Source organism: Synechococcus sp. Cruz CV12-2-Slac-r (assembly GCF_024346075.1).
GTDB lineage: Bacteria > Cyanobacteriota > Cyanobacteriia > PCC-6307 > Cyanobiaceae > Synechococcus_D.
The window spans coordinates 1-18,536 of sequence record NZ_JAGQEK010000016.1 but is presented as its reverse complement, the minus strand read 5'-3'; the positions used below and the strand labels follow the sequence as shown (position 1 = coordinate 18,536).

Here is an 18,536-nt window from a genome sequence, read left to right as displayed (position 1 = left end):
AGGGCATCCCCCTAGCTGTTGGGGACGAAGCTAAACAAATGCTGGGTCGTACCCCAGGCAATATTCGAGCGATCAGACCCCTGCGCGATGGGGTTATCGCTGATTTCGATGCCGCCGAGCAGATGATCAAATATTTCATCCGCAAGGGCAATGAAGGCCGCGGCATGTTGGCTCCACGCCTTGTAATCGGTATTCCTAGTGGTGTTACTGGCGTTGAACGGCGAGCGGTGCGGGAAGCAGGTTTAGGTGGCGCCCGTGAGGTTCATCTGATAGACGAACCGGTTGCGGCGGCAATTGGTGCTGGTTTACCGGTGGCTGAACCTGTTGGTTCAATGATTGTTGATATTGGCGGCGGCACTACAGAAGTTGCAGTGCTCAGCCTGCAGGGCACCGTGGTATCTGAATCGGTGCGGGTGGCGGGCGATGAACTAAGCGATGCGATCGCCAGTTACCTAAAAAAAGTGCACAACCTCGTAGTGGGCGAACGCACAGCAGAAGACATCAAAATTCGGATCGGATCTGCATTTCCAAATGATGAATTTGATCAAACCGCGATTGATGTGCGCGGCTTACACCTGCTTTCTGGTTTGCCACGCACCATTTCAGTGCGATCTGGTGACGTGCGAGAAGCGATGGTGGAACCCCTCAACGTGATTGTGGAAGCGATAAAACGCACCCTCGAGCGCACCCCGCCTGAACTCGCTGCCGACATCGTTGATCGAGGCATCATGTTGGCTGGCGGCGGTGCCTTAGTGAGAGGTATCGCCGATTTGATCAGCCATGAAACCGGCATCCTTACCCACGTAGCAGAAGATCCACTGCTTTGTGTGGTGAATGGTTGTGGCCAGGTTTTAGAGGATTTCAAGCGCCTTGGCCGCGTTTTGGATGCTGCTGATTTTCATCGTTCTTCCAACTGATCCATGGCGCTGAGAACCAATCTCAAGCGCCTGCTGAATCCCCGTTTGCTGCTTGCTAGCTGGCCCTGGCTTTTGCTACTCGCCGCCTTTGCGGTGTTGCGTATCTCCAAAGGGGCCTTGCTGCTTGATTTTTATGCTCAGGCCACAAGACCTTTTTGGCCTGGTAGTGCCCAGCAGGAATGGCTGCAAAAAGCCCAACGCTTTGAGGATCAACAACGCATCGCGTTGCTTGAGGCCAAATTGCAAGAGCAGCAGCAGCACCAAGCCTTGCAATTACAAAAGGGCCCTTGGCTTACAGCAGCGGTAATAAGTAGAAATATTCAAGGCTGGTGGCAGCAGTTAATACTTGGGGCCGGAGCCTTGGAAGGTATTCGGGTGGGGGCTGCGGTTACAGCTCCAGGCGGCTTGTTAGGCCGCGTTAGCAGTGTTACCCCGAGCACAGCGAGGGTGTTGTTGTTAGGTGATCCCTCCAGCCGCGTGGCGGTGGAACTGCAGGGGAAGCGCGGGCAAGGGATTTTGGTTGGTGATGGCACCAGCCGGCCGCGGCTAGCTTTTTTGGATAAAGATGTGGAAGTGCTGCCTGGTGATGTGGTGATCACTTCACCTGCAAGCACAATCTTTCCAGCAAATTTGATAGTGGGGGTGGTGCAAAAAGTTAATTTTGAGGCAACACCGGCCCCAGAAGCGTTGATACAACTAAGCGCCCCTGTTAAAGCAATCGATTGGGTGAGGGTGCGCTGAGGTGGCAATTGCTTTAGATCGTTCCAGGGCCTTGTTTGCTACCGGGCTGCTGGTGTTGCTGCTCACATTGGCAAATCCTTCACTGGTGCAACTAAATGGCATCCCCCCCTGCTGGGTGGTGCTTTGGTTGCTGCCTTGGGCGGTGGTGGAGGGTCCGGTGGCTGGAGCCACGGCAGGGATTGCCATGGGCCTTCTGCTGGATGCCTTGCAGGGCAGCAATTTGAGTTCGGTGCCGGTGCTAGCGCTTTTGGGTTTTTGGTGGGGCCAATTCCAAACGGCCCGTCGTCCGCTTGAGCGCAGCACCACCCTTGGTTTACTGGCTTTGCTTGGCACCTTGCTGCTTAATGGCAGCTATGCCTTGCAGTTGTATGGGCGCGCTGAATTCAGCCGTGCGGCCTGGCAAACAACGCTCGCTCAAACTTTGCTCACCGCATTAATCGCTCCGTTGATGTGTTCTTTATTGGTGCTGTTTTGGCGCCGCATCTCCCCCCAATACCTGCAACCCCGCTCACCGCAATGAAACTTCTGCTTCTGCTTGCGATCTTGATGGGTTTAGGGGGCTGTAATCGCCCTCCAAAAACTGCAGAGCTACAACTTTGGACAATCCAGCTATCGCCAAAATTTGATCCATTAATCAAGCCGATGCTGGCGGATTGGGAGAGCCGTAATCCAGGTGTAAAAGTGCGATGGACCGATCTGCCCTTTGGTTCGGTGGAACGCAAGGTGCTGGCGGCAGTATTTGCTCGCACTGCACCTGATGTGGTGAATCTGAACCCTTTATTTGCTGCAAATTTGGCAAGCAAAGGTGGTTTGTTACCGCTTCAGGATCGCTTGGGGCAAGCCAAAGCAACCTATCTGCCGGAAATCCTGCAGGCGGGAGAGCAGCAGGGGGAGCTTTATGCCTTGCCCTGGTATCTCACCGCTCGCATCACATTGGCTAACCAGCAGTTGTTGCAGCAGGCCGGTTACAGCAAACCACCACGCCGTTGGGATGAAGTAGCTGCTTATGCGGAGCAGATCAAAAAACGCACTGGTCGCTACGCATTGTTTGTAACGGTGGTGCCCGATGGTTCGGCGGAATTATTGGAATCGATGGTGCAGATGGGGGTTGAGTTTCTGGATAAGCGCCATCGAGCGCGCTTTAACAGTGCCGCGGGGAGGCGCGCTTTTGCTTTTTGGACCGATCTTTACAGGCGCGGTTTGCTGCCGCGGGAGGTGGTGAGCCAGGGATTTGCCAGGGCAATTGAGCTCTACCAAAGCGGTGAATTGGCCCAAGTGGCTACCGGTGCCGAATTCCTCAGCACAATCCAAACCAATGCGCCGCGAATTGCTGCCCAAACAGCCCCTTATCCACCCTTAGTTGGTAAAAGCGGCGTTGCAAATGTGGCGGTAATGAATTTGGCGGTAACGCGTCAAACAAGCCGCCCAAAGGAGGCGGTGGATTTGGCTGTTTTTATTACTAACCCAGAAAATCAATTGCGTTTCGCTCGGGCAGCGCGGGTATTGCCATCATCTGTGCCTGCTTTGCGTGAAATTGAACAGGAGCTATTGCTGGCAAGCGCTGCGGCAGGGAAAGCAGATTTGGTGCAACAGGCCCGTTTATTAAGTGCCCAAACCCTTAGCCAGGCTCGAGTGTTGGTGCCTGCTGATCCGGGTGTAAAACGAATGCAAGCGATCATCTACGGCCAGTTGCAACGGGCCATGTTGGGCCAATTGAGCAGCGCAGCTGCCTTGTTAGCAGCGGAAAAGGAATGGAATGCCTACGCAGCTGCCAGGTGGCCTTAGCCAAAAGCAGCAATTATTAAAAAATTAGAAAGCCGCCAAAATAACTGATCAGATAGTCCATTTTTTGAGGTTGGAAAGTTAGGGTTGCACTTCGTAACTAAACGACCCAATGATCGAGGGCGAAGCGCTTCCTACCCAGCAACCCACAGTGCTGGTGGTGGACGACGAGCCAGCGGTGCGTCGGGTATTGGCTATGAGGCTTGAAGTAGCCGGTTATCGGGTGGTGACCGCTGAAGATGGCGAACAGGCCATTGAAGTTTTTAACAAGGAGCAGCCCGATCTGGTGGTGCTCGATGTGATGATGCCAAAACTTGATGGTTTTGCTGTCTGCCGGCGCTTGAGGGCGGAATCAGCAGTGCCAATTATTTTTCTTTCCGCTCTAGATGCCATTGCTGAAAAAGTGGCGGGCCTTGATCTTGGCGCCGATGATTACCTTTCAAAACCTTTTAGCCCTAAGGAATTAGAAACAAGAATCAATCGCATCCTTGGCCGTGTTGGCCGTGGTAACGCCAGCCAAGATCCCCGTGAACAATTGCCAGGCCTTGGTGTTTTACGGCTTGGTGATCTAGTTGTTGATAGCAATCGACGCCAGGTAACGCGCGCAGGCGAACGCATCGCCCTCACTTACACCGAGTTCAGCCTTCTCGAGTTGTTATTTCGAGAACCTGGTTGCGTAGTGCCAAGAGCAGAGATTCTTGAGCAACTTTGGGGTTACCCTCCCAGACGCGCGGCAGATCTAAGGGTGGTTGATGTTTATGTGGCCCGTTTACGGGGCAAACTCGAGCCGGATCCCCGTAATCCCGAACTCATCCTCACTGTGCGAGGCACTGGATATGCCTCCCAAAGGGTGGGTGAAATAAGCGTTGCGGCAGGGGCCTGAACCTTTGGAACTTAGAGAAATTCGCCTTGAAAAAGCCAAGGCGTTAGAAGCGCTTGGACAAGGCCCTTACGCCCTTAATTTCGCGCCCACCCACAACAGCGCCGAATTGCAAGCTGCCCACGCCGATCTCGCTAATGGTGAGGAACGCGATCTCACAGTGTTGGTGGCAGGGCGTGTAATTACCCGCCGGGTGATGGGCAAGTTGGCCTTTTTTACGCTTCTAGATGGCAGTGGCTCAATTCAGCTCTATTTAGAAAAATCCAGCCTTGATGCGGATTCAAGCTCTGATCCGGCCCCTTTTGCGCAACTCACCACCCTTGTGGATGCCGGCGATTTAATTGGCGTGCAAGGCAGTTTGCGTCGCACCGATCGCGGTGAACTTTCCGTAAAAGTAAAAACCTGGTGGATGCTTTCCAAATCGCTTAGCCCCTTGCCGGATAAATGGCATGGCTTAGCCGATGTGGAAAAGCGCTACCGGCAGCGATATCTCGATCTAATTGTTTCGCCTCAAACTCGGGAAACCTTTCGCAGGCGCGCTCAATTGGTGAGTACTTTGCGCCGTTGGCTAGATGATCGCGGCTTTCTGGAAATTGAAACTCCGGTATTACAAAGCGTGCCTGGGGGGGCAGATGCCCGGCCATTTGAAACCCATCACAACGCCCTTGATCTTTCTTTAACGCTGCGGATTGCCACCGAATTACATCTCAAACGCCTGGTGGTGGGTGGTTTTGAACGGGTATATGAACTGGGCCGCATCTTCCGTAATGAAGGCACCAGCACCCGACACAACCCTGAATTCACCTCGGTGGAGATCTATCAGGCCTATGCCGACTACATCCAGATGATGGAGCTCACCGAAGAGCTGATCGTTTATGGCTGCATCCAGGTGTGTGGTGGCACTTCAATCACCTATCAAGGCACCGAAATTAATTTCGCCCCCCCCTGGCGAAGGGCCACCATGCATGAACTAGTGCTGGAGGCCACCGGCTTGGATTTCAATAGCTTTAGCGATCACGCTGAAGCAGCAGCTGCAATGGAAGCAGCCAACCTTCTAGTGCCAGCTCTTGCCGATTGCCTTGGCCGCTTGTTGGTAGAAGCATTTGAGCAACGGGTTGAAAGCAGCTTGATCCAACCCACATTTGTGTTGGATTACCCGATAGAAATTTCACCGCTTGCTAGGGCCCATCGCAGCAAACCTGGTTTGGTGGAGCGTTTTGAACTATTCATTGCGGGTAGGGAAACCGCAAACGCCTTTAGTGAACTTATTGATCCAGTGGATCAGCGCAGGCGCCTTGAAGCCCAACAAGAAAGGCGAGCGGCGGGTGATCTAGAGGCGCAGGTGGTGGATGAAGACTTCTTGCAAGCTCTAGAAGTGGGAATGCCACCAACGGGTGGCCTTGGCATAGGCATTGATCGCCTTGTAATGCTGCTTACCGATAGCGCCAGTATTAGAGATGTGATCGCCTTCCCATTACTAAGGCCTGCCAAGGTGGATAATGGGTGCACTGATTAAATTTCCTAACGCATGAGTGGCGAACGCGTTGGATTTCGTTTTACTCACGCTGATGCTGTGGTGAAACGCAACCCCCAAGGCCGGTCCCGGAGGGGCTGGGTTATGGAGGCAGTTGAGCAAACCACTAGCCGTGGTACCAAGATGCCTGCATATCGCATCCGCTGGCGTGATAGCGAACGCCCAGAAATTGTTTTGCAACATATGTTGATTGCAGATCCAGATCCCACCCCACCACCTGAAGGTGTAAATCTTGTGCCAAAAGCACCAAAAGTTTAGGCATCTCCCTTTAGCTTATAGATAAATAAACCAAGATATTCTTTTAAGATGTTGCTGCTTATATATAAATGCTCCGCATCAGGAAATAGTTTTTTTAAGGTTCCTCCAAAACTTGCAGTTCCTTCGTTTTTGCGACTAGCAAGCTGATAATCGCAGCTAATCGGAATCAATTCAATTTTACTTGTTTTACCAAATTGTTTCTTAAAGCTCGCAAGGGCCCTTGGCATATGGATGGCACTTGTTACCAGTAATAAACGGCGCCAATTTTTTTTACTGCCAAGCTTGTTGATTGCTTGCGCTTCTTCTGCTGTAGTTCGAGACTTTGGATTAACTAAGATTTTGTATTCTGGAACTCCCAGCTCGATAGCAAGGATCTTTGCCGATATTGCTTCTGGTGAAGCTGGATTATTATTGTTGAAATTAATCTGTGCACCGCTCGTAATAAGTACAGCTGCTTTCCCTTGGCGCATTAAACGTATGCCGGTGATGAGCCGGTCTCCAGCTTCTCCCACTTCCACGCCCCTGCGAGGGGATAGGTTTGGTTTTAAGCCACCACCAAGCACCAAAACCGCGTCAGCTTTCGGAATCGGAAACGGAGTGAGGGCAGCGCTGCGTTCCTCAAGGCTCCAAACCAATTCATCGCTTACTAAAGGCATTGCTGGCAAAATAAGTATCACAAGAGCACTACTTGCGCACCATGGCGACCATTTGCGGCGCCTATTAAGCAAAGCTAATAAATTCAGGCCTATGGAAAGCCCAAGAGGGTAAATAAATAACGGCAGTAATTTTGTTAGTAAAAAAGCCATTATTGTTGTTTTTGTTTTTGCTTGAGATCTTCCAGGGCTTGATTTGCTTCAAAATTATTCCAAGCCGTTTCTAAATCTATTACTGAATCTTTTTCTAAATCTACTGGCGAAGTTGGTTTCTTTGGGTTGTTTGGTGCTGGCATTTGTTGAATTTCCTGCCGCAATTGTTGATCTTCTACGCCAAGTTCAGCCAAGGCTTGCCAGCAATCGCGCCCCTGTCCCATCAATTTACTTAAGTGAGCCTCCGCTTGGCTAGCTAATTGATTGGCGCCGGCCTGCTGGGCCCGCTGCACCCGTTGGCGCCATTGTTTGATCTCGGCGCTTAGATCACATAAGCGTTGCCTTAGTAGATCGGCTTGCTTATTGATTGATGCCAGGCGAATTTGTAAGCGTTGTAGTTTTTCATTCGCTTCACCTTTTTCAAATAAATCTTTTTGATTTGGATGATCTTCTAGGAAATTGTCAAACTGGCGCTCCAGCTCTCGTTCAATTTCTTGCCACCAGCTATTGGTTGATTCCATCCGGTGCCCTTGTAATAACGGCAGCTTCGATCTCTTCTTCAAGGGGGGTGATGGCCCCATCCCTCGAGCGCAGTAACAACTGGGTGAGCCTGGCTACAGCACCTTCCCCGATCTCTTCAGTGCCGATTGCATCAAAAGCGCGGCGATAGGTGGTTTCTAATTCTTCAATTAACGATTCTCTTACCCTTCGCACTAACGCCCGCTGTTCTTCTCGGCCCATGGCGCTTGGCTCAAAGCTGAAACCAGTTTGCCCTGCCAGTCTTACCTGCCAGTGTTGCTCTGCAAAACAATTTTCAAACAAGCAGATGCAAGCTGTAGCTATCAGCTGCATCGCAATGGCGCTGCTGGCTGCTCCAGCCTGCACTAGCGGCAAGGCTTTGAAATGCTTCAGGCGAATATTTATAGCTGTATTCGGTGATCAAAATTTCACCAGGTTTAAAAATCACCTCTTGCCCCAGCAGTTGCAGCCGTTGTTCGCCATTGCTTACAAGCGCCATAGCAATACGCTGCTGCTCAGATTGCCATTCGGCTTTGTAACTAAATCCCCACGGATCTACTTCTGCATTTAGATCACGCTGTAAACGAAGCAATAGGTTTCGTGCAAAAGCTGCTGAAAATCCAGCAGCGTCGTTGTAGGCCGCTTCCAGCTGGGCCTGGGGCCGCGGTTGATCGATACCAATTAACAACGCCCCGTTGGGCCCAAGCAGCTGCTTAAGCCGCATTAAAAAAGCACTGGCCTCTGCCGGCTCAAAGTTTCCCAGGGAGCTGCCGGGAAAAAAGCCCAGCCGCAACCTTTGGCTCCATTCGGCGCTGAGGGGTAATTCCAATGCACGGCTGTAGTCGGCGCAGATACCTTGCATCGGCACTGAGGCGAATTTGGCCTGTAAGCGCTTTCCTGCCTCCTGCAAATGCCTGGCGCTGATATCTAGGGCGATGTAAGCGGGGTTGCTGAGGGCTTGCAGCAGCGGCCCCACTTTTTCGGCGCTGCCAGCACCAAATTCCAATACCAAACTGTTGGCTGGAATTTGCGCGCAAAAACTATTGGCATGTTTTTGCAACAGCTCCAGTTCTGTGCGTTTGAGTGTGTATTCAGGTTGCTTACAAATTTCTTCAAATAACAGCGAACCCTGCTGGTCGTAGAGCAACCAGGCCGGCAGCTGTCTTGGGCGCTGCTCTAACCCCCTAAGCACCACCGCCGCCATATCAGCTGGGGTGGGGTGTAGATCGATGATGGAAAAAGTTTCTATTTCAGCCATCCCAAGCGAGCCGCAGGCCAGCTGCTTGCCAGCGGCATGCAGGGGCATAAAAATTGCGATAGGTGATGCGGCTATGGCCTGGGGGAGTGAGGAAACTGCTGCCCCGCAACACCATCTGAGAGCTCATGAATTTGCCGTTGTATTCGCCAATCGCGCCAGGGGCGGGGCGGTAACCGGGGTAAGGCCCGTAGGGCGAATTGGTCCATTGCCATAAACAGCCAAAAGCTTGGGGTAGATCTGGTTGTTGCTGCAAAGCAATTTCCCATTCCATTTCCGTTGGTAATCGGGCCCCAGCCCAACGGGCATAGGCATCAGCTTCAAACCAACTGATGTGTTGCACCGGCGCGTTTGGATCCCTCGGTTGCAAACCCCGAAGGCTGAATTCCAGCCCTTCTGGCCGCCAATAACGCGGTGCATGCCATTGCTGCTGCTGCACCTGGGCCCAGCCTTCAGCCATCCAGAGCATTGGATTTTGGTACCCCGAATCAAGCTGAAACGCTTCGAATTCAGCATTGGTTACCAGCTGCGGGCTGAGGCGCCAAGGATTTAGCCATACCTTGTGTTGAGGGGCTTCATTATCAAAATGAAAGCCAGAGCTTTGTAGCTGCTTGCCAACTTCTACAAGGCCACCTTCGAAATAAAAACTATCCCTAACCCCAGGGCCCATCGTTGCTGCCGCCGCCGCTGGAGCATCAAGGGCATAAATCGGATTTAAGGGGTTGCGGCTGAAACTATCGAGCAGGTCTTGCAGCAGCAATTCCTGATGTTGTTGCTCGTGATTGAGGCCAAGCTCAATGAGGTTGCTGATTGCTGTTGCTGGCCCATTTGCAAGCCACAACTGCAAAGCCTGATCAACACGATGGCGCCAATCCAGCAGCTCCCGCAGCGCTGGCCTACTCAATAAGCCCCTTTGCGGCCGCGGATAAAAGGGTCCGGCGCTTTCGTAGTAGCTGTTAAACAGCACCAGCCAGGGCTGCGGTGGCCCCTGCCAATTGGGCTGATGGGGTTGCAGCAGAAAGGTTTCAAAAAACCAGTTGGTGTGAGCTAGGTGCCATTTGGGCGGGCTGGCATCTGGCATCCCTTGCAATAAGAGATCTTCTGGTTCAAGGGGCGCGATTAAAGCTTCGCTTTTAGCTCGCACAAGGCGATACAGATCACCTAACAACGGGTGAACCGCAGAGGGTGAGCAGCTGGTCATCCCTCGACTTAGCAGTGGCGGGACCCTAGCCTGCGGCGAAGAAATCGGCATTGTTTATGGGTATCACCCGTGGTTTTGTGGGGGCCGTGGGTAATACACCCCTGATTCGTTTGGAGCATTTCAGCGCCGTGAGCGGTTGCGAAATCCTTGGCAAAGCCGAATTCATGAACCCCGGTGGTTCAGTGAAAGACAGGGCCGCTCTTGGCATCCTGCAAGCGGCAGAAGCAACAGGGGAACTGAAAAAAGGTGGCACCGTAGTTGAAGGAACCGCGGGTAATACGGGCATTGGCCTTGCCCATTTATGTAATGCCCGCGGTTATCGCTGCGTAATTGTTATTCCTAATACCCAATCAGCTGAAAAAATAGGTTTACTGCGCAGCCTTGGCGCTGAAGTGCGCACGGTGCCGGCGGTGCCCTATCGCGATCCGGAAAACTATGTGCGGCTTTCGGGGCGGATCGCTGCAGAAATTCCAGGGGCAATCTGGGCAAATCAATTTGATAATCAGGCCAATCGCCAAGCCCACTACAACGGCACTGGGCCTGAAATCTGGGAACAATGCGCCGGCAAATTAGATGCCTGGGTGGCCGCCACCGGCACCGGTGGCACCTACGCGGGTGTGGCGCTTTACCTAAAGGAATGCGATCGCAATTTGCATTGCGTGCTGGCTGATCCCCATGGCAGTGCCCTGCATAGCTGGTTCACAAGCGGCAGCCTCAGCATGGAAGGTAGCTCGATCACCGAAGGGATCGGCAACAGCCGGCTTACAGCAAATATGGAAAATGTGCCTGTAGACGATGCAGTGCGAATAAGCGATCAAACCGCCTTGCAGGTGCTCTATGAGCTGCTCTGGTTTGAAGGCTTATTTATGGGTGGTTCTGTTGGCATCAATGTGGCTGCAGCGCTTGAAACCGCTCGCCGCCTAGGGCCAGGGCACCGGATCGTAACGGTGTTGTGCGATGGCGGTGATCGCTACCGCTCAAGGATCTGGGAGCGGGAATGGTTAGAAAGCCGTGGCTTGCAGCAGCCGGAACGGCCAAGCTTGCCTACTCTCCCTTGATTCCCATGCAATTTGGTGCTGGCTGTGGCATTTCCCGCTGAAGCCGCTGTCGGAGATTTATTGGCGGGCCGTTATCGCCTCGAGCAGTTGCTCAGTGAAACCCCTGGTGTTCAGTTGTGGCGCGGTAGCGACAGCCTTGCTGGAGGCCTAGCCGTAGCAATTCGTGGCTGGGCCCACTTATCAGCGCCAAAGTTGTTGTTGTTGCGGCAACGCTTAGAGCGGCTGCAAGGGGTTTTACATCCCCAGGTGCCGCGTTTAGGCGCCTTAATCCCAGAGGAAGGTGGCCTATGGCAGGTGCGGGAATGGGTTGCTGGCCGCACCTACAGCGATTTGTTGATTAGCCGCCAAGAGCGGCAGCTGGTATTTGGAGCAGGGGAGGTGCTGTTGCTTTTGCGGCAGTTATTACCGGCGCTAGCGGCTCTGCATGGCCAAGATTTAATCCATGGTGATCTCACGCCAGCCAATTTGCTGCGCCGTGACAACGACGGCCTTCCGGTATTGATTGATTTCGGCTTGCAGGGGGCACCCGGTGAGGAACCTTTGCTCGCTGCCACCCCTGGTTACGCGCCGGTGGCACAAGGCAAGGAATCACCAGCCCCTTGGATGGATCTCCATAGCCTTGCGGTTACCGCAATGGTGTTGCTGAGCGGAGAAGCAGCAGCTGGCTTGCTGGATCCCCAAACGATGCAATGGCGCTGGCCCGATGGTTTGGAGGTAGACCCCCTTTTTCGGTTATTGCTGGAGAGGATGTTGAGCGCTGATCCACAGCGAAGATTTGCTACCGCAGCCCAGTTAATGGAACCCTTAGCGGCCCTGCCGGTGCCCGATAGCACCGGTCCGGTGGGCCGCAGTGATCGCACTGCGGTATTAATCCCCCAAAAAAGCGAGCCAGAACAAATAAAACCGGAGCCCAAGCTTCCCAACCCCATCAATGGGAGTGGGCCCCCTAAAACCCTGCGCCGCGCTAGCCGGCAGCAACGCCAAGAGGAAAAGGAAAAGGCGGCGGAAGGTAGGTTTTGGCCGGTGCTGCTTGCTTTGATCCTCACTGCCTTAGTGGGCTCAGCCCTTGGCTGGTTGCTGTTGGGTCGCAGTCGCCCAGGGGCTATGCCATTACAAAATCTGCCGGGATCTGTGAGTTTGCCGCCGGCGGAAGTGGATCAACGCCAGCAATTACTAAACCGCTTGAAGGCATTACAAGTGGATCGTGATTGGTTTTTAAAGCTGGTGGATCGCGGCTTGGCGGCCCAGTTTCCGGAGCGGGGCGGTAAGCCACCTAGTGATTCCCTTGAAGATGCCCCCCTGCGCAAGATTTGGAACGATCTCGCTCAAGACTGGTTGGTGCGGGTAGAGCAATTGCCGCTGGTGCTGCGCTCAAAGTTGGGTAGTTTCAAGCCCGCCGATTGGGAAGCGCGCCAAGCAAGCCTTACCGCCCAGGGCTTAAGCCCTCAGGTTTTGTTGCAACTGGTAAGCAGTAGCGCCCAAAACCTGCTGCCGGGCCGCAACCCGGAAACGGTGCCAGATGAACCCTTCCGCCAGCTGTGGTATGCGGCTGCCCTGCGCAGCTTGGAGGGTTTGAAGGTGGAACAGTTGGAGCCCACCCCAAATTTGGCCCGTTCTCTATCGGCAGTAGTGGATGGCCAAGGGGCTCGCTTATTTGCCGTAAAAATGCAACCGGGTTTCAAGTTGGTGCTTGGCGTAAATGGCACAAACCTGATGCAAATGACCGTATTCAGCGCTAATGGCCAGGTGCTCGAACCCCGCGGACCACTGCGGGTGGTAGTGCTGCCAAAAGTGGAGGGCTCGCTTGTGCAGGTTTTAGTGCGCAACGATGGTTTAGCTGCAGGCATGATCAGCCTTTCGGTGCGGGTAGACCCCCCCTTACCAACAGCACCTGCAAATATCCAAATGCCAACCCCAACCCCTGGGATTATTAATGCACCGCCTCCAGTTGCACCAGAGCCAACCCCTAATCCAGTAGTTGCACCACCGCAAGAAAGTTCAGAGCCGCTTCAACGCTGAACGCAGATCTTTGTCGTCTTGTTTACGACGTTCTTCTTCGCGTTTGTCGTGTAATTTGCGCCCTTTAGCAAGGCCAATTGTGAGTTTTATCCACGAGCCTTTTATTTGTAGATTTAAAGGGATCAAGGTGAGGCCTTGTTGATCTAAGTGCCCTCTTAAACGATTGATTTCTTTGCGGTGGGCCAGCAGCGTGCGCACCCTTAAGGGTTCGTGGTTGTAAAACTTGCTCGCTTGTTCATGGCCGGCGATATGAACATTGTGCAGTTGTAATTCACCATTACGAATCAAACAAAAGCCATCCCGCAAATTTGCTTTGCCAGCTCTGATTGCTTTTACCTCAGTGCCCACCAGCTCAATACCGGTTTCAAGGGTTTCAAGAATTTCGTAGTTGTGCCGCGCCAAACGGTTGTCGGCCAGTAGCCGTTGGGCTTCTAGCCGTTTCTTTGCTGCTGCTGTTGCACCTTTACCCTTGCCTGCCACGCGCCGAGTTCACCCAATGCATTCCTTAACACCATCGTGACCCATGGTTTGCCTGCATCGGCCGTGCCCCCTAGCCTCGGCCCATGGCGATTCAGTCTTCCGGCAGCAAGCCCATAAAAAAAGACACACCGCGGTTGCTGGCTCCCCAAGCCAATGCCGCGGAACGCGATGGTGGCCGCGATGAAGGTTTAAGGCCGCGGCGTCTAGCCGACTACGTGGGTCAGCCGGAGTTAAAGCAGGTATTGGCGATCGCCTTGGAGGCCACCCGCCAACGGCAAGAGGCCCTTGATCACGTTTTGCTGTATGGGCCGCCGGGGCTTGGTAAAACCACCATGGCCCTGGTGTTAGCAGAGGAATTGGGGGTGCGCTGCCGTATTACCAGTGCTCCGGCGTTGGAACGCCCCCGCGACATTGTGGGTTTATTAATGAATTTGCAGCCTCGGGAACTGCTGTTTATTGATGAAATCCACCGTTTAAATCGCGTAGCAGAGGAGTTGTTATATCCGGCAATGGAAGATTTTCGCTTGGATCTCACCGTGGGCGCTGGCACCGGTGCCCGCACCCGCAGCCTCGATCTGCCTGTTTTTACCTTGGTTGGTGCCACCACTAAAGCGGGTGCCTTGAGTTCACCCCTGCGGGATCGCTTTGGCTTAATCCAACGGCTTGAGTTCTACAACTGCAGTGATCTTGAATTGATCGTGCTGCGGGCAGCAAAGTTATTAAAAGTGGAATTAATGCAGGCCGCAGCAGCAGAAATCGCCCGCCGTTGCCGCGGCACGCCGCGGGTGGCAAACCGTTTATTAAGGCGGGTGCGGGATTTTGCCAGCGTGAAGGGCCATGGCCCGGTAACAGCAGAAGTGGTGGCGGAAGCTCTGGCAATGCATCGGGTGGATGCCCTTGGTTTGGATGCTTCCGATCGACGTTTATTGGAACTGCTGCTGGGTAGTTACGCCGGTGGCCCGGCTGGCCTCGATACGCTGGCAGCAGCCCTGGGGGAAGACCCCGACACCCTGGAGGGGGTGGTGGAACCATTTTTGCTACAACTCGGCTTTCTGCAGCGCACCCCAAGGGGGCGAATAGTTACGGAGGCAGGTCGTAGGCATTTGGAGGCTGCTTGATGTTGTTGATTTTTGGGCAATGCTGCCTTGTGCTGATGTTGTGGTTTGGATCGATTGCGCAACAGTTCGATCTGGCTTTGCAGGCAAGTAAAGAAGGTCGTTTTGATCAAGCCCTAGAGCTTTGGGATGGCGTTATTAAAAATGCTCCAAATGATGGTGCAGCTTGGAGTAATCGCGGCAACGTACGCCTTGCCCTTGGTGATCCGGAAGGGGCGATTGCAGATCAAACCGAATCTCTAAAACTGGCACCAGATATCGGTGATGCCCATTTAAATCGCGGCACGGCTGAAGAATTTCTAGGGCGATGGCAGGCAGCTTCCAGTGATTACGAATGGATTCTTGAACGCGATCCAGCTAACGCTGCAGCCAACTACAACCTGGGCAATGTGGAAGGCAGTTTGGATGATTGGGTAAGCGCCAGACAATCTTTTTTATTGGCAGCTGAAGTAAAGCCCGGCATGGCGATGGCTCGCTCTAGCGCAGCCCTTGCTGCATTTCAGCTGGGAAACTTAAGCCAAGCGGAATTGGAATTGCGCAATTTGATTCGCCGTTATCCCTTATTTGCTGATGCCAGGGCTGCCCTCACGGCATTGCTGTGGGAGGAAGGTAAAGCTGGAGAAGCGGAAAGTAATTGGGCGGCAGCTTCCGGCCTTGATAGCCGTTACCGAGATCGCAGCTGGCTACTGCAAGTAAGGCGCTGGCCACCGCAACCGGTGGCGGCATTAGAGCGCTTTTTGCAACTGGATCCATGAACGCTACCAATTTGGTTTTAGGCAGTGATGCAATTAATAAGTTGCTGGAAATACGCCGACATCTCCATGCTCATCCTGAATTGAGCGGCGCTGAACATCACACAGCGGCATTGGTGGCAGGCGAATTACGCCACCTGGGCTGGCGGGTGCAGGAGGGGGTGGGGCGCACGGGAGTGGTAGCGGAATTGGGCACCAGCAACGGCCCTGCAATTGGTCTACGGGTTGATATGGATGCATTACCGATTGAGGAATCCACCGGGTTGAGTTTTGCCTCCACCAGCCCTGGCTTGATGCATGCCTGCGGCCACGACATTCACACCGCCGTGGGTTTAGGGGTGGCAATGCTGCTAGCGCCATTGGCAGAACAATTAAGCGGCACCGTGCGTTTGATCTTTCAACCGGCGGAAGAAACAGCAGAGGGGGCCCGCTGGATGCTGGCGGCGGGAGCCATCGCTGGGCTTAAGGTCCTATTGGGGCTGCATGTATTTCCGAGCATTGCAGTGGGAAGCATCGGTTTGCGTCATGGGGCCCTCACGGCCGCGGCGGCTGAATTGGAATTGGAAGTGTTGGGGGAGGCAGGCCACGGGGCAAGGCCCCATCAAGCGGTGGATGCAATTTGGATTGCTGCCCGCCTAATTAGTGGTTTGCAAGAGGCGATCAGCAGGCGTTTAGATGCCTTGCAACCGGTGGTATTGAGTTTTGGCCGCATTGAAGGTGGCCGCGCTTTCAATGTGATCGCTGATCGGGTGCGGTTGCTTGGCACCTTGCGCTGCCTTGATTGCCAGCTCTACGAACAGTTGCCCGAATGGGTGGAAAGCACTGCCCAAGCCATATGTGCTGCCTACGGCGGCAAGGTGAAATTGGTTTGGCGAGGGATTGCACCACCTGTGCAAAACGATCCGCAGCTCACCGATCTTCTGAAGGGCATTGCGGTGGAGCAATTGGGCCGGGAGCAGGTATTGGAGTTAGCTCAACCAAGCCTTGGCGCTGAGGATTTTGCCCATTACCTAAATCATTTACCCGGCTGCATGTTTCGGCTTGGGGTGGCGGGCCTTGATGGTTGCGCCCCTTTGCACCATGGTGGATTCAACCCGGATGAGGCTTGTATGCCCGTAGCCGTGAACCTATTGGCAACGGCCCTAATGCGCTGGTTGGAGCAAAACAGCAAGCCATGAATACCCGCTTACCTTTGGCGCTTGCCACCCCACTACTAATTGCGCTGGCCCTGTTTGGCTTGATGGGGGGCGGCCAACGCCAAGGAGCAGAACGGCTGCAAGCGCTGCCAGCCCTTTTGATTGCTGCTGGGCTGTTAATTGCACGCGCAGCTAGTTATGGTCGCCATAGGCAGCGATTGCTGCGTGCCGTTAAAGAGCTTGAATCAGGCCCCCAATGACTGCTGCTTCACAAGAACCATCTTCAATGGGCATAGATGCCATTCGTGTGGCGATCGCCAGCGGGCACACCACATCTCGGATGCGGGCGATCACTGCTTTGCAGCCTTACGACGTTGATACCTGCGTGCCATTGCTGCTGGAGTGCTTAAACGACCAAGCCTTTTTGGTGCGCTCCTTGGCATGTATGGGGCTTGGCTATAAGGCAAATGAACAGGGAAAAGTGGCCCTGCTCAAGGTGTTGAAGCTAGAGGGGGATCCCAATGTGCGGGCAGAAGCAGCAAATGCCCTGGCGCGCCATGGCATGGAGCAAGCTTTACCAGCACTTCTTGACTTGTATCAACGGGATACCCATTGGTTAGTGCGCAGCAGCATTTTGGCGGCTCTAGCTGATGAAAAAGATGTAACGCCTGAGGTGTTGGTAAAGCTTGCCGAAATGGCGTTAGTTGATGCCGATCCCACCTTGCAGGAAGCGGGTAAACAGTTGAAGTTGAAGTTGCAACGCGAGAGCCTTGAACGCTTGCTAGGTTGAACTAGTCACTAGGGGTGCCGTCGCCGAAAATCCGGTGAAGGCTGAGATCACACCCTCCGAACCTGATCTGGTTAATACCGGCGCAGGGAAGTGCAGGAAGTGCGGCGCTACCCCTCCCCGTTGAGGAAATTGCTATGCGTAGTGCCTGGATTGAAAAGCGTAAAGGTGATGCCAATGTTTCTCAGATGCATTACGCCCGCAAGGGTGTAATCACTGAAGAGATGGCATTTGTTGCCAAAAAGGAAAACCTGCCTGAATCATTGATTTTGGAAGAGGTGGCGCGGGGAAGAATGATCATCCCGGCCAATATCAATCACCCAAACCTTGAACCGATGGCGATTGGTATCGCTAGTAAGTGCAAGGTAAATGCAAATATCGGCGCTTCTCCTAACGCTTCCGATATGGAAGAAGAGGTGGCTAAATTACGTTTAGCCGTGAAATATGGCGCAGATACGGTGATGGATCTATCCACCGGTGGTGTGAATCTTGATGAGGTGCGCACGGCAATTATTAACGCATCACCAGTGCCAATCGGAACAGTTCCGGTTTATCAAGCTCTTGAAAGTGTTCATGGCTCAATTGAAAAGCTATCAGAAGAAGATTTCTTACATATTATTGAAAAGCACTGCCAGCAAGGGGTTGATTATCAAACTATTCATGCCGGATTATTAATTGAGCATCTGCCTTTAGTGAAAGGCCGCCTCACTGGAATCGTGAGCCGCGGCGGTGGCATTTTGGCTCAATGGATGCTTTATCACCATAAGCAAAATCCATTATTCACAAGATTTGATGATATTTGCGAAATTTTTAAACGTTATGATTGCAGCTTTTCATTAGGTGATTCTCTGCGGCCTGGCTGCCAGCATGATGCTTCTGATGCTGCCCAATTAGCGGAATTAAAAACTCTCGGCGAACTCACCCGTAGAGCTTGGACCCACGACATCCAAGTGATGGTGGAGGGCCCCGGCCATGTGCCATTGGATCAAATTGAATTCAACGTGAAAAAACAGATGGAGGAATGCAGCGAAGCACCTTTCTATGTATTGGGCCCGTTGGTAACTGATATTGCCCCTGGTTACGACCACATCACCAGTGCCATCGGTGCAGCAATGGCCGGTTGGCATGGCACGGCGATGCTTTGTTATGTAACACCTAAAGAGCATTTAGGTTTACCCAATGCAAATGATGTGCGCGAAGGTTTGATCGCCTATAAAATCGCTGCCCACTCCGCTGATATCGCTCGCCACCGCCCTGGCGCCCGCGATCGCGATGATGAACTAAGCCGCGCCCGTT

21 protein-coding genes and 1 riboswitch are annotated in these 18,536 nt (G+C 53.4%); of the genes, 15 read left to right on the top strand and 6 right to left on the bottom strand.

Going from position 1 to position 18,536, the window contains the following annotated elements:
• The 7 genes from KB557_RS02870 to KB557_RS02840 form a co-directional block, all read left to right on the top strand.
• The coding region (locus tag KB557_RS02870; protein WP_255131297.1) for a rod shape-determining protein at positions 1-917 on the top strand (917 nt) is incomplete at its 5' end.
• 3 nt (positions 918-920) lie between these two features.
• Positions 921-1,658 (top strand): rod shape-determining protein MreC, encoded by a 738-nt coding sequence (gene mreC / locus KB557_RS02865; protein ID WP_255131296.1) that lies wholly within the window; start codon positions 921-923, stop codon positions 1,656-1,658.
• A gap of 1 nt (position 1,659) precedes the next feature.
• Positions 1,660-2,178 (top strand): rod shape-determining protein MreD, encoded by a 519-nt coding sequence (mreD, locus tag KB557_RS02860; RefSeq protein WP_255131295.1) that lies wholly within the window; start codon positions 1,660-1,662, stop codon positions 2,176-2,178.
• On the top strand, positions 2,175-3,443 hold the full coding sequence (locus KB557_RS02855; protein WP_255131294.1) for a sugar ABC transporter substrate-binding protein: 1,269 nt from the start codon (positions 2,175-2,177) through the stop codon (positions 3,441-3,443). The genes mreD and KB557_RS02855 overlap by 4 nt, the downstream gene beginning before the upstream one ends.
• 109 nt (positions 3,444-3,552) lie before the next feature.
• Positions 3,553-4,323, top strand: a complete 771-nt coding sequence (gene rpaB / locus KB557_RS02850; RefSeq protein ID WP_255131293.1) for a response regulator transcription factor RpaB — start codon at positions 3,553-3,555, stop codon at positions 4,321-4,323.
• On the top strand, positions 4,307-5,836 hold the full coding sequence (lysS, locus tag KB557_RS02845) for a lysine--tRNA ligase (protein ID WP_255131292.1): 1,530 nt from the start codon (positions 4,307-4,309) through the stop codon (positions 5,834-5,836). The genes rpaB and lysS overlap by 17 nt, the downstream gene beginning before the upstream one ends.
• Positions 5,837-5,848: 12 nt before the next feature.
• Positions 5,849-6,112: a hypothetical protein gene (locus tag KB557_RS02840; protein WP_106499759.1), complete on the top strand. Its 264-nt coding sequence runs from the start codon at positions 5,849-5,851 to the stop codon at positions 6,110-6,112.
• Here the strand turns inward: KB557_RS02840 and KB557_RS02835 are convergent.
• The 5 genes from KB557_RS02835 to egtB all read right to left on the bottom strand — a co-directional run bounded on the left by KB557_RS02835 (position 6,109) and on the right by egtB (position 9,893).
• Positions 6,109-6,918, bottom strand: coding sequence for a YdcF family protein (locus tag KB557_RS02835; protein ID WP_255131291.1), 810 nt, complete (start codon positions 6,916-6,918; stop codon positions 6,109-6,111). The genes KB557_RS02840 and KB557_RS02835 overlap by 4 nt on opposite strands.
• Complete coding sequence (locus KB557_RS02830) at positions 6,918-7,439, bottom strand: hercynine metabolism protein (protein ID WP_255131290.1); 522 nt, start codon at positions 7,437-7,439, stop codon at positions 6,918-6,920. Before KB557_RS02830 ends, KB557_RS02835 begins: the two co-directional genes overlap by 1 nt.
• Positions 7,423-7,659 (bottom strand): hercynine metabolism small protein, encoded by a 237-nt coding sequence (locus KB557_RS02825; RefSeq protein ID WP_255131298.1) that lies wholly within the window; start codon positions 7,657-7,659, stop codon positions 7,423-7,425. The genes KB557_RS02830 and KB557_RS02825 overlap by 17 nt, the downstream gene beginning before the upstream one ends.
• Before the next feature lie 73 nt (positions 7,660-7,732).
• Positions 7,733-8,695 carry an L-histidine N(alpha)-methyltransferase gene (gene egtD / locus KB557_RS02820; protein WP_255131289.1) on the bottom strand — a complete coding sequence of 321 codons (963 nt, stop codon included), beginning with the start codon at positions 8,693-8,695 and terminating at the stop codon, positions 7,733-7,735.
• On the bottom strand, positions 8,688-9,893 hold the full coding sequence (egtB, locus tag KB557_RS02815; protein WP_255131288.1) for an ergothioneine biosynthesis protein EgtB: 1,206 nt from the start codon (positions 9,891-9,893) through the stop codon (positions 8,688-8,690). Before egtB ends, egtD begins: the two co-directional genes overlap by 8 nt.
• Positions 9,894-9,949: 56 nt before the next feature.
• Between egtB and KB557_RS02810 the strand changes: the two genes are divergently transcribed.
• Entirely contained in the window at positions 9,950-10,951 is a 1,002-nt protein-coding gene (locus KB557_RS02810; RefSeq protein WP_255131287.1) for a cysteine synthase A, read from the top strand.
• A 24-nt stretch (positions 10,952-10,975) separates the two neighbouring features.
• A complete protein-coding gene (locus KB557_RS02805) occupies positions 10,976-12,970 on the top strand; it encodes a protein kinase domain-containing protein (RefSeq protein WP_255131286.1) in 1,995 nt (664 codons plus the stop codon).
• Here the strand turns inward: KB557_RS02805 and smpB are convergent.
• Positions 12,950-13,450, bottom strand: coding sequence for an SsrA-binding protein SmpB (smpB, locus tag KB557_RS02800; RefSeq protein ID WP_255131285.1), 501 nt, complete (start codon positions 13,448-13,450; stop codon positions 12,950-12,952). The genes KB557_RS02805 and smpB overlap by 21 nt on opposite strands.
• A gap of 83 nt (positions 13,451-13,533) precedes the next feature.
• Between smpB and ruvB the strand changes: the two genes are divergently transcribed.
• The 6 genes from ruvB to thiC form a co-directional block, all read left to right on the top strand.
• Complete coding sequence (gene ruvB / locus KB557_RS02795; RefSeq protein WP_255131284.1) at positions 13,534-14,568, top strand: Holliday junction branch migration DNA helicase RuvB; 1,035 nt, start codon at positions 13,534-13,536, stop codon at positions 14,566-14,568.
• A 35-nt stretch (positions 14,569-14,603) separates the two neighbouring features.
• Positions 14,604-15,320, top strand: coding sequence for a tetratricopeptide repeat protein (locus KB557_RS02790; RefSeq protein ID WP_255131283.1), 717 nt, complete (start codon positions 14,604-14,606; stop codon positions 15,318-15,320).
• Positions 15,317-16,495, top strand: coding sequence for an amidohydrolase (locus KB557_RS02785; RefSeq protein WP_255131282.1), 1,179 nt, complete (start codon positions 15,317-15,319; stop codon positions 16,493-16,495). Before KB557_RS02790 ends, KB557_RS02785 begins: the two co-directional genes overlap by 4 nt.
• Complete coding sequence (locus KB557_RS02780; protein ID WP_255131281.1) at positions 16,492-16,713, top strand: DUF3188 domain-containing protein; 222 nt, start codon at positions 16,492-16,494, stop codon at positions 16,711-16,713. Before KB557_RS02785 ends, KB557_RS02780 begins: the two co-directional genes overlap by 4 nt.
• Positions 16,710-17,243 (top strand): HEAT repeat domain-containing protein, encoded by a 534-nt coding sequence (locus KB557_RS02775; protein WP_255131280.1) that lies wholly within the window; start codon positions 16,710-16,712, stop codon positions 17,241-17,243. The genes KB557_RS02780 and KB557_RS02775 overlap by 4 nt, the downstream gene beginning before the upstream one ends.
• Positions 17,244-17,349, top strand: a riboswitch (TPP riboswitch).
• A gap of 28 nt (positions 17,350-17,377) precedes the next feature.
• Positions 17,378-18,536: phosphomethylpyrimidine synthase ThiC (gene thiC, locus KB557_RS02770; RefSeq protein ID WP_255131279.1), on the top strand; the 1,159-nt coding region annotated here is incomplete at its 3' end.

Bases quoted from the DNA above. Each gene is read 5' to 3' on its own strand.
- rpaB (WP_255131293.1), top strand. From the start codon at position 3,553: ATGATCGAGGGCGAAGCGCTTCCTACCCAGCAACCCACAGTGCTGGTG.
- KB557_RS02855 (WP_255131294.1), top strand. From the start codon at position 2,175: ATGAAACTTCTGCTTCTGCTTGCGATCTTGATGGGTTTAGGGGGCTGT.
- ruvB (WP_255131284.1), top strand. From the start codon at position 13,534: ATGGCGATTCAGTCTTCCGGCAGCAAGCCCATAAAAAAAGACACACCG.
- KB557_RS02775 (WP_255131280.1), top strand. From the start codon at position 16,710: ATGACTGCTGCTTCACAAGAACCATCTTCAATGGGCATAGATGCCATT.
- KB557_RS02780 (WP_255131281.1), top strand. From the start codon at position 16,492: ATGAATACCCGCTTACCTTTGGCGCTTGCCACCCCACTACTAATTGCG.
- egtD (WP_255131289.1), bottom strand. From the start codon at position 8,695: ATGGCTGAAATAGAAACTTTTTCCATCATCGATCTACACCCCACCCCA.
- mreC (WP_255131296.1), top strand. From the start codon at position 921: ATGGCGCTGAGAACCAATCTCAAGCGCCTGCTGAATCCCCGTTTGCTG.
- KB557_RS02830 (WP_255131290.1), bottom strand. From the start codon at position 7,439: ATGGAATCAACCAATAGCTGGTGGCAAGAAATTGAACGAGAGCTGGAG.
- KB557_RS02840 (WP_106499759.1), top strand. From the start codon at position 5,849: ATGAGTGGCGAACGCGTTGGATTTCGTTTTACTCACGCTGATGCTGTG.
- KB557_RS02790 (WP_255131283.1), top strand. From the start codon at position 14,604: ATGTTGTGGTTTGGATCGATTGCGCAACAGTTCGATCTGGCTTTGCAG.
- KB557_RS02825 (WP_255131298.1), bottom strand. From the start codon at position 7,659: ATGGGCCGAGAAGAACAGCGGGCGTTAGTGCGAAGGGTAAGAGAATCG.
- KB557_RS02835 (WP_255131291.1), bottom strand. From the start codon at position 6,918: ATGGCTTTTTTACTAACAAAATTACTGCCGTTATTTATTTACCCTCTT.
- KB557_RS02785 (WP_255131282.1), top strand. From the start codon at position 15,317: ATGAACGCTACCAATTTGGTTTTAGGCAGTGATGCAATTAATAAGTTG.
- KB557_RS02810 (WP_255131287.1), top strand. From the start codon at position 9,950: ATGGGTATCACCCGTGGTTTTGTGGGGGCCGTGGGTAATACACCCCTG.
- egtB (WP_255131288.1), bottom strand. From the start codon at position 9,893: ATGACCAGCTGCTCACCCTCTGCGGTTCACCCGTTGTTAGGTGATCTG.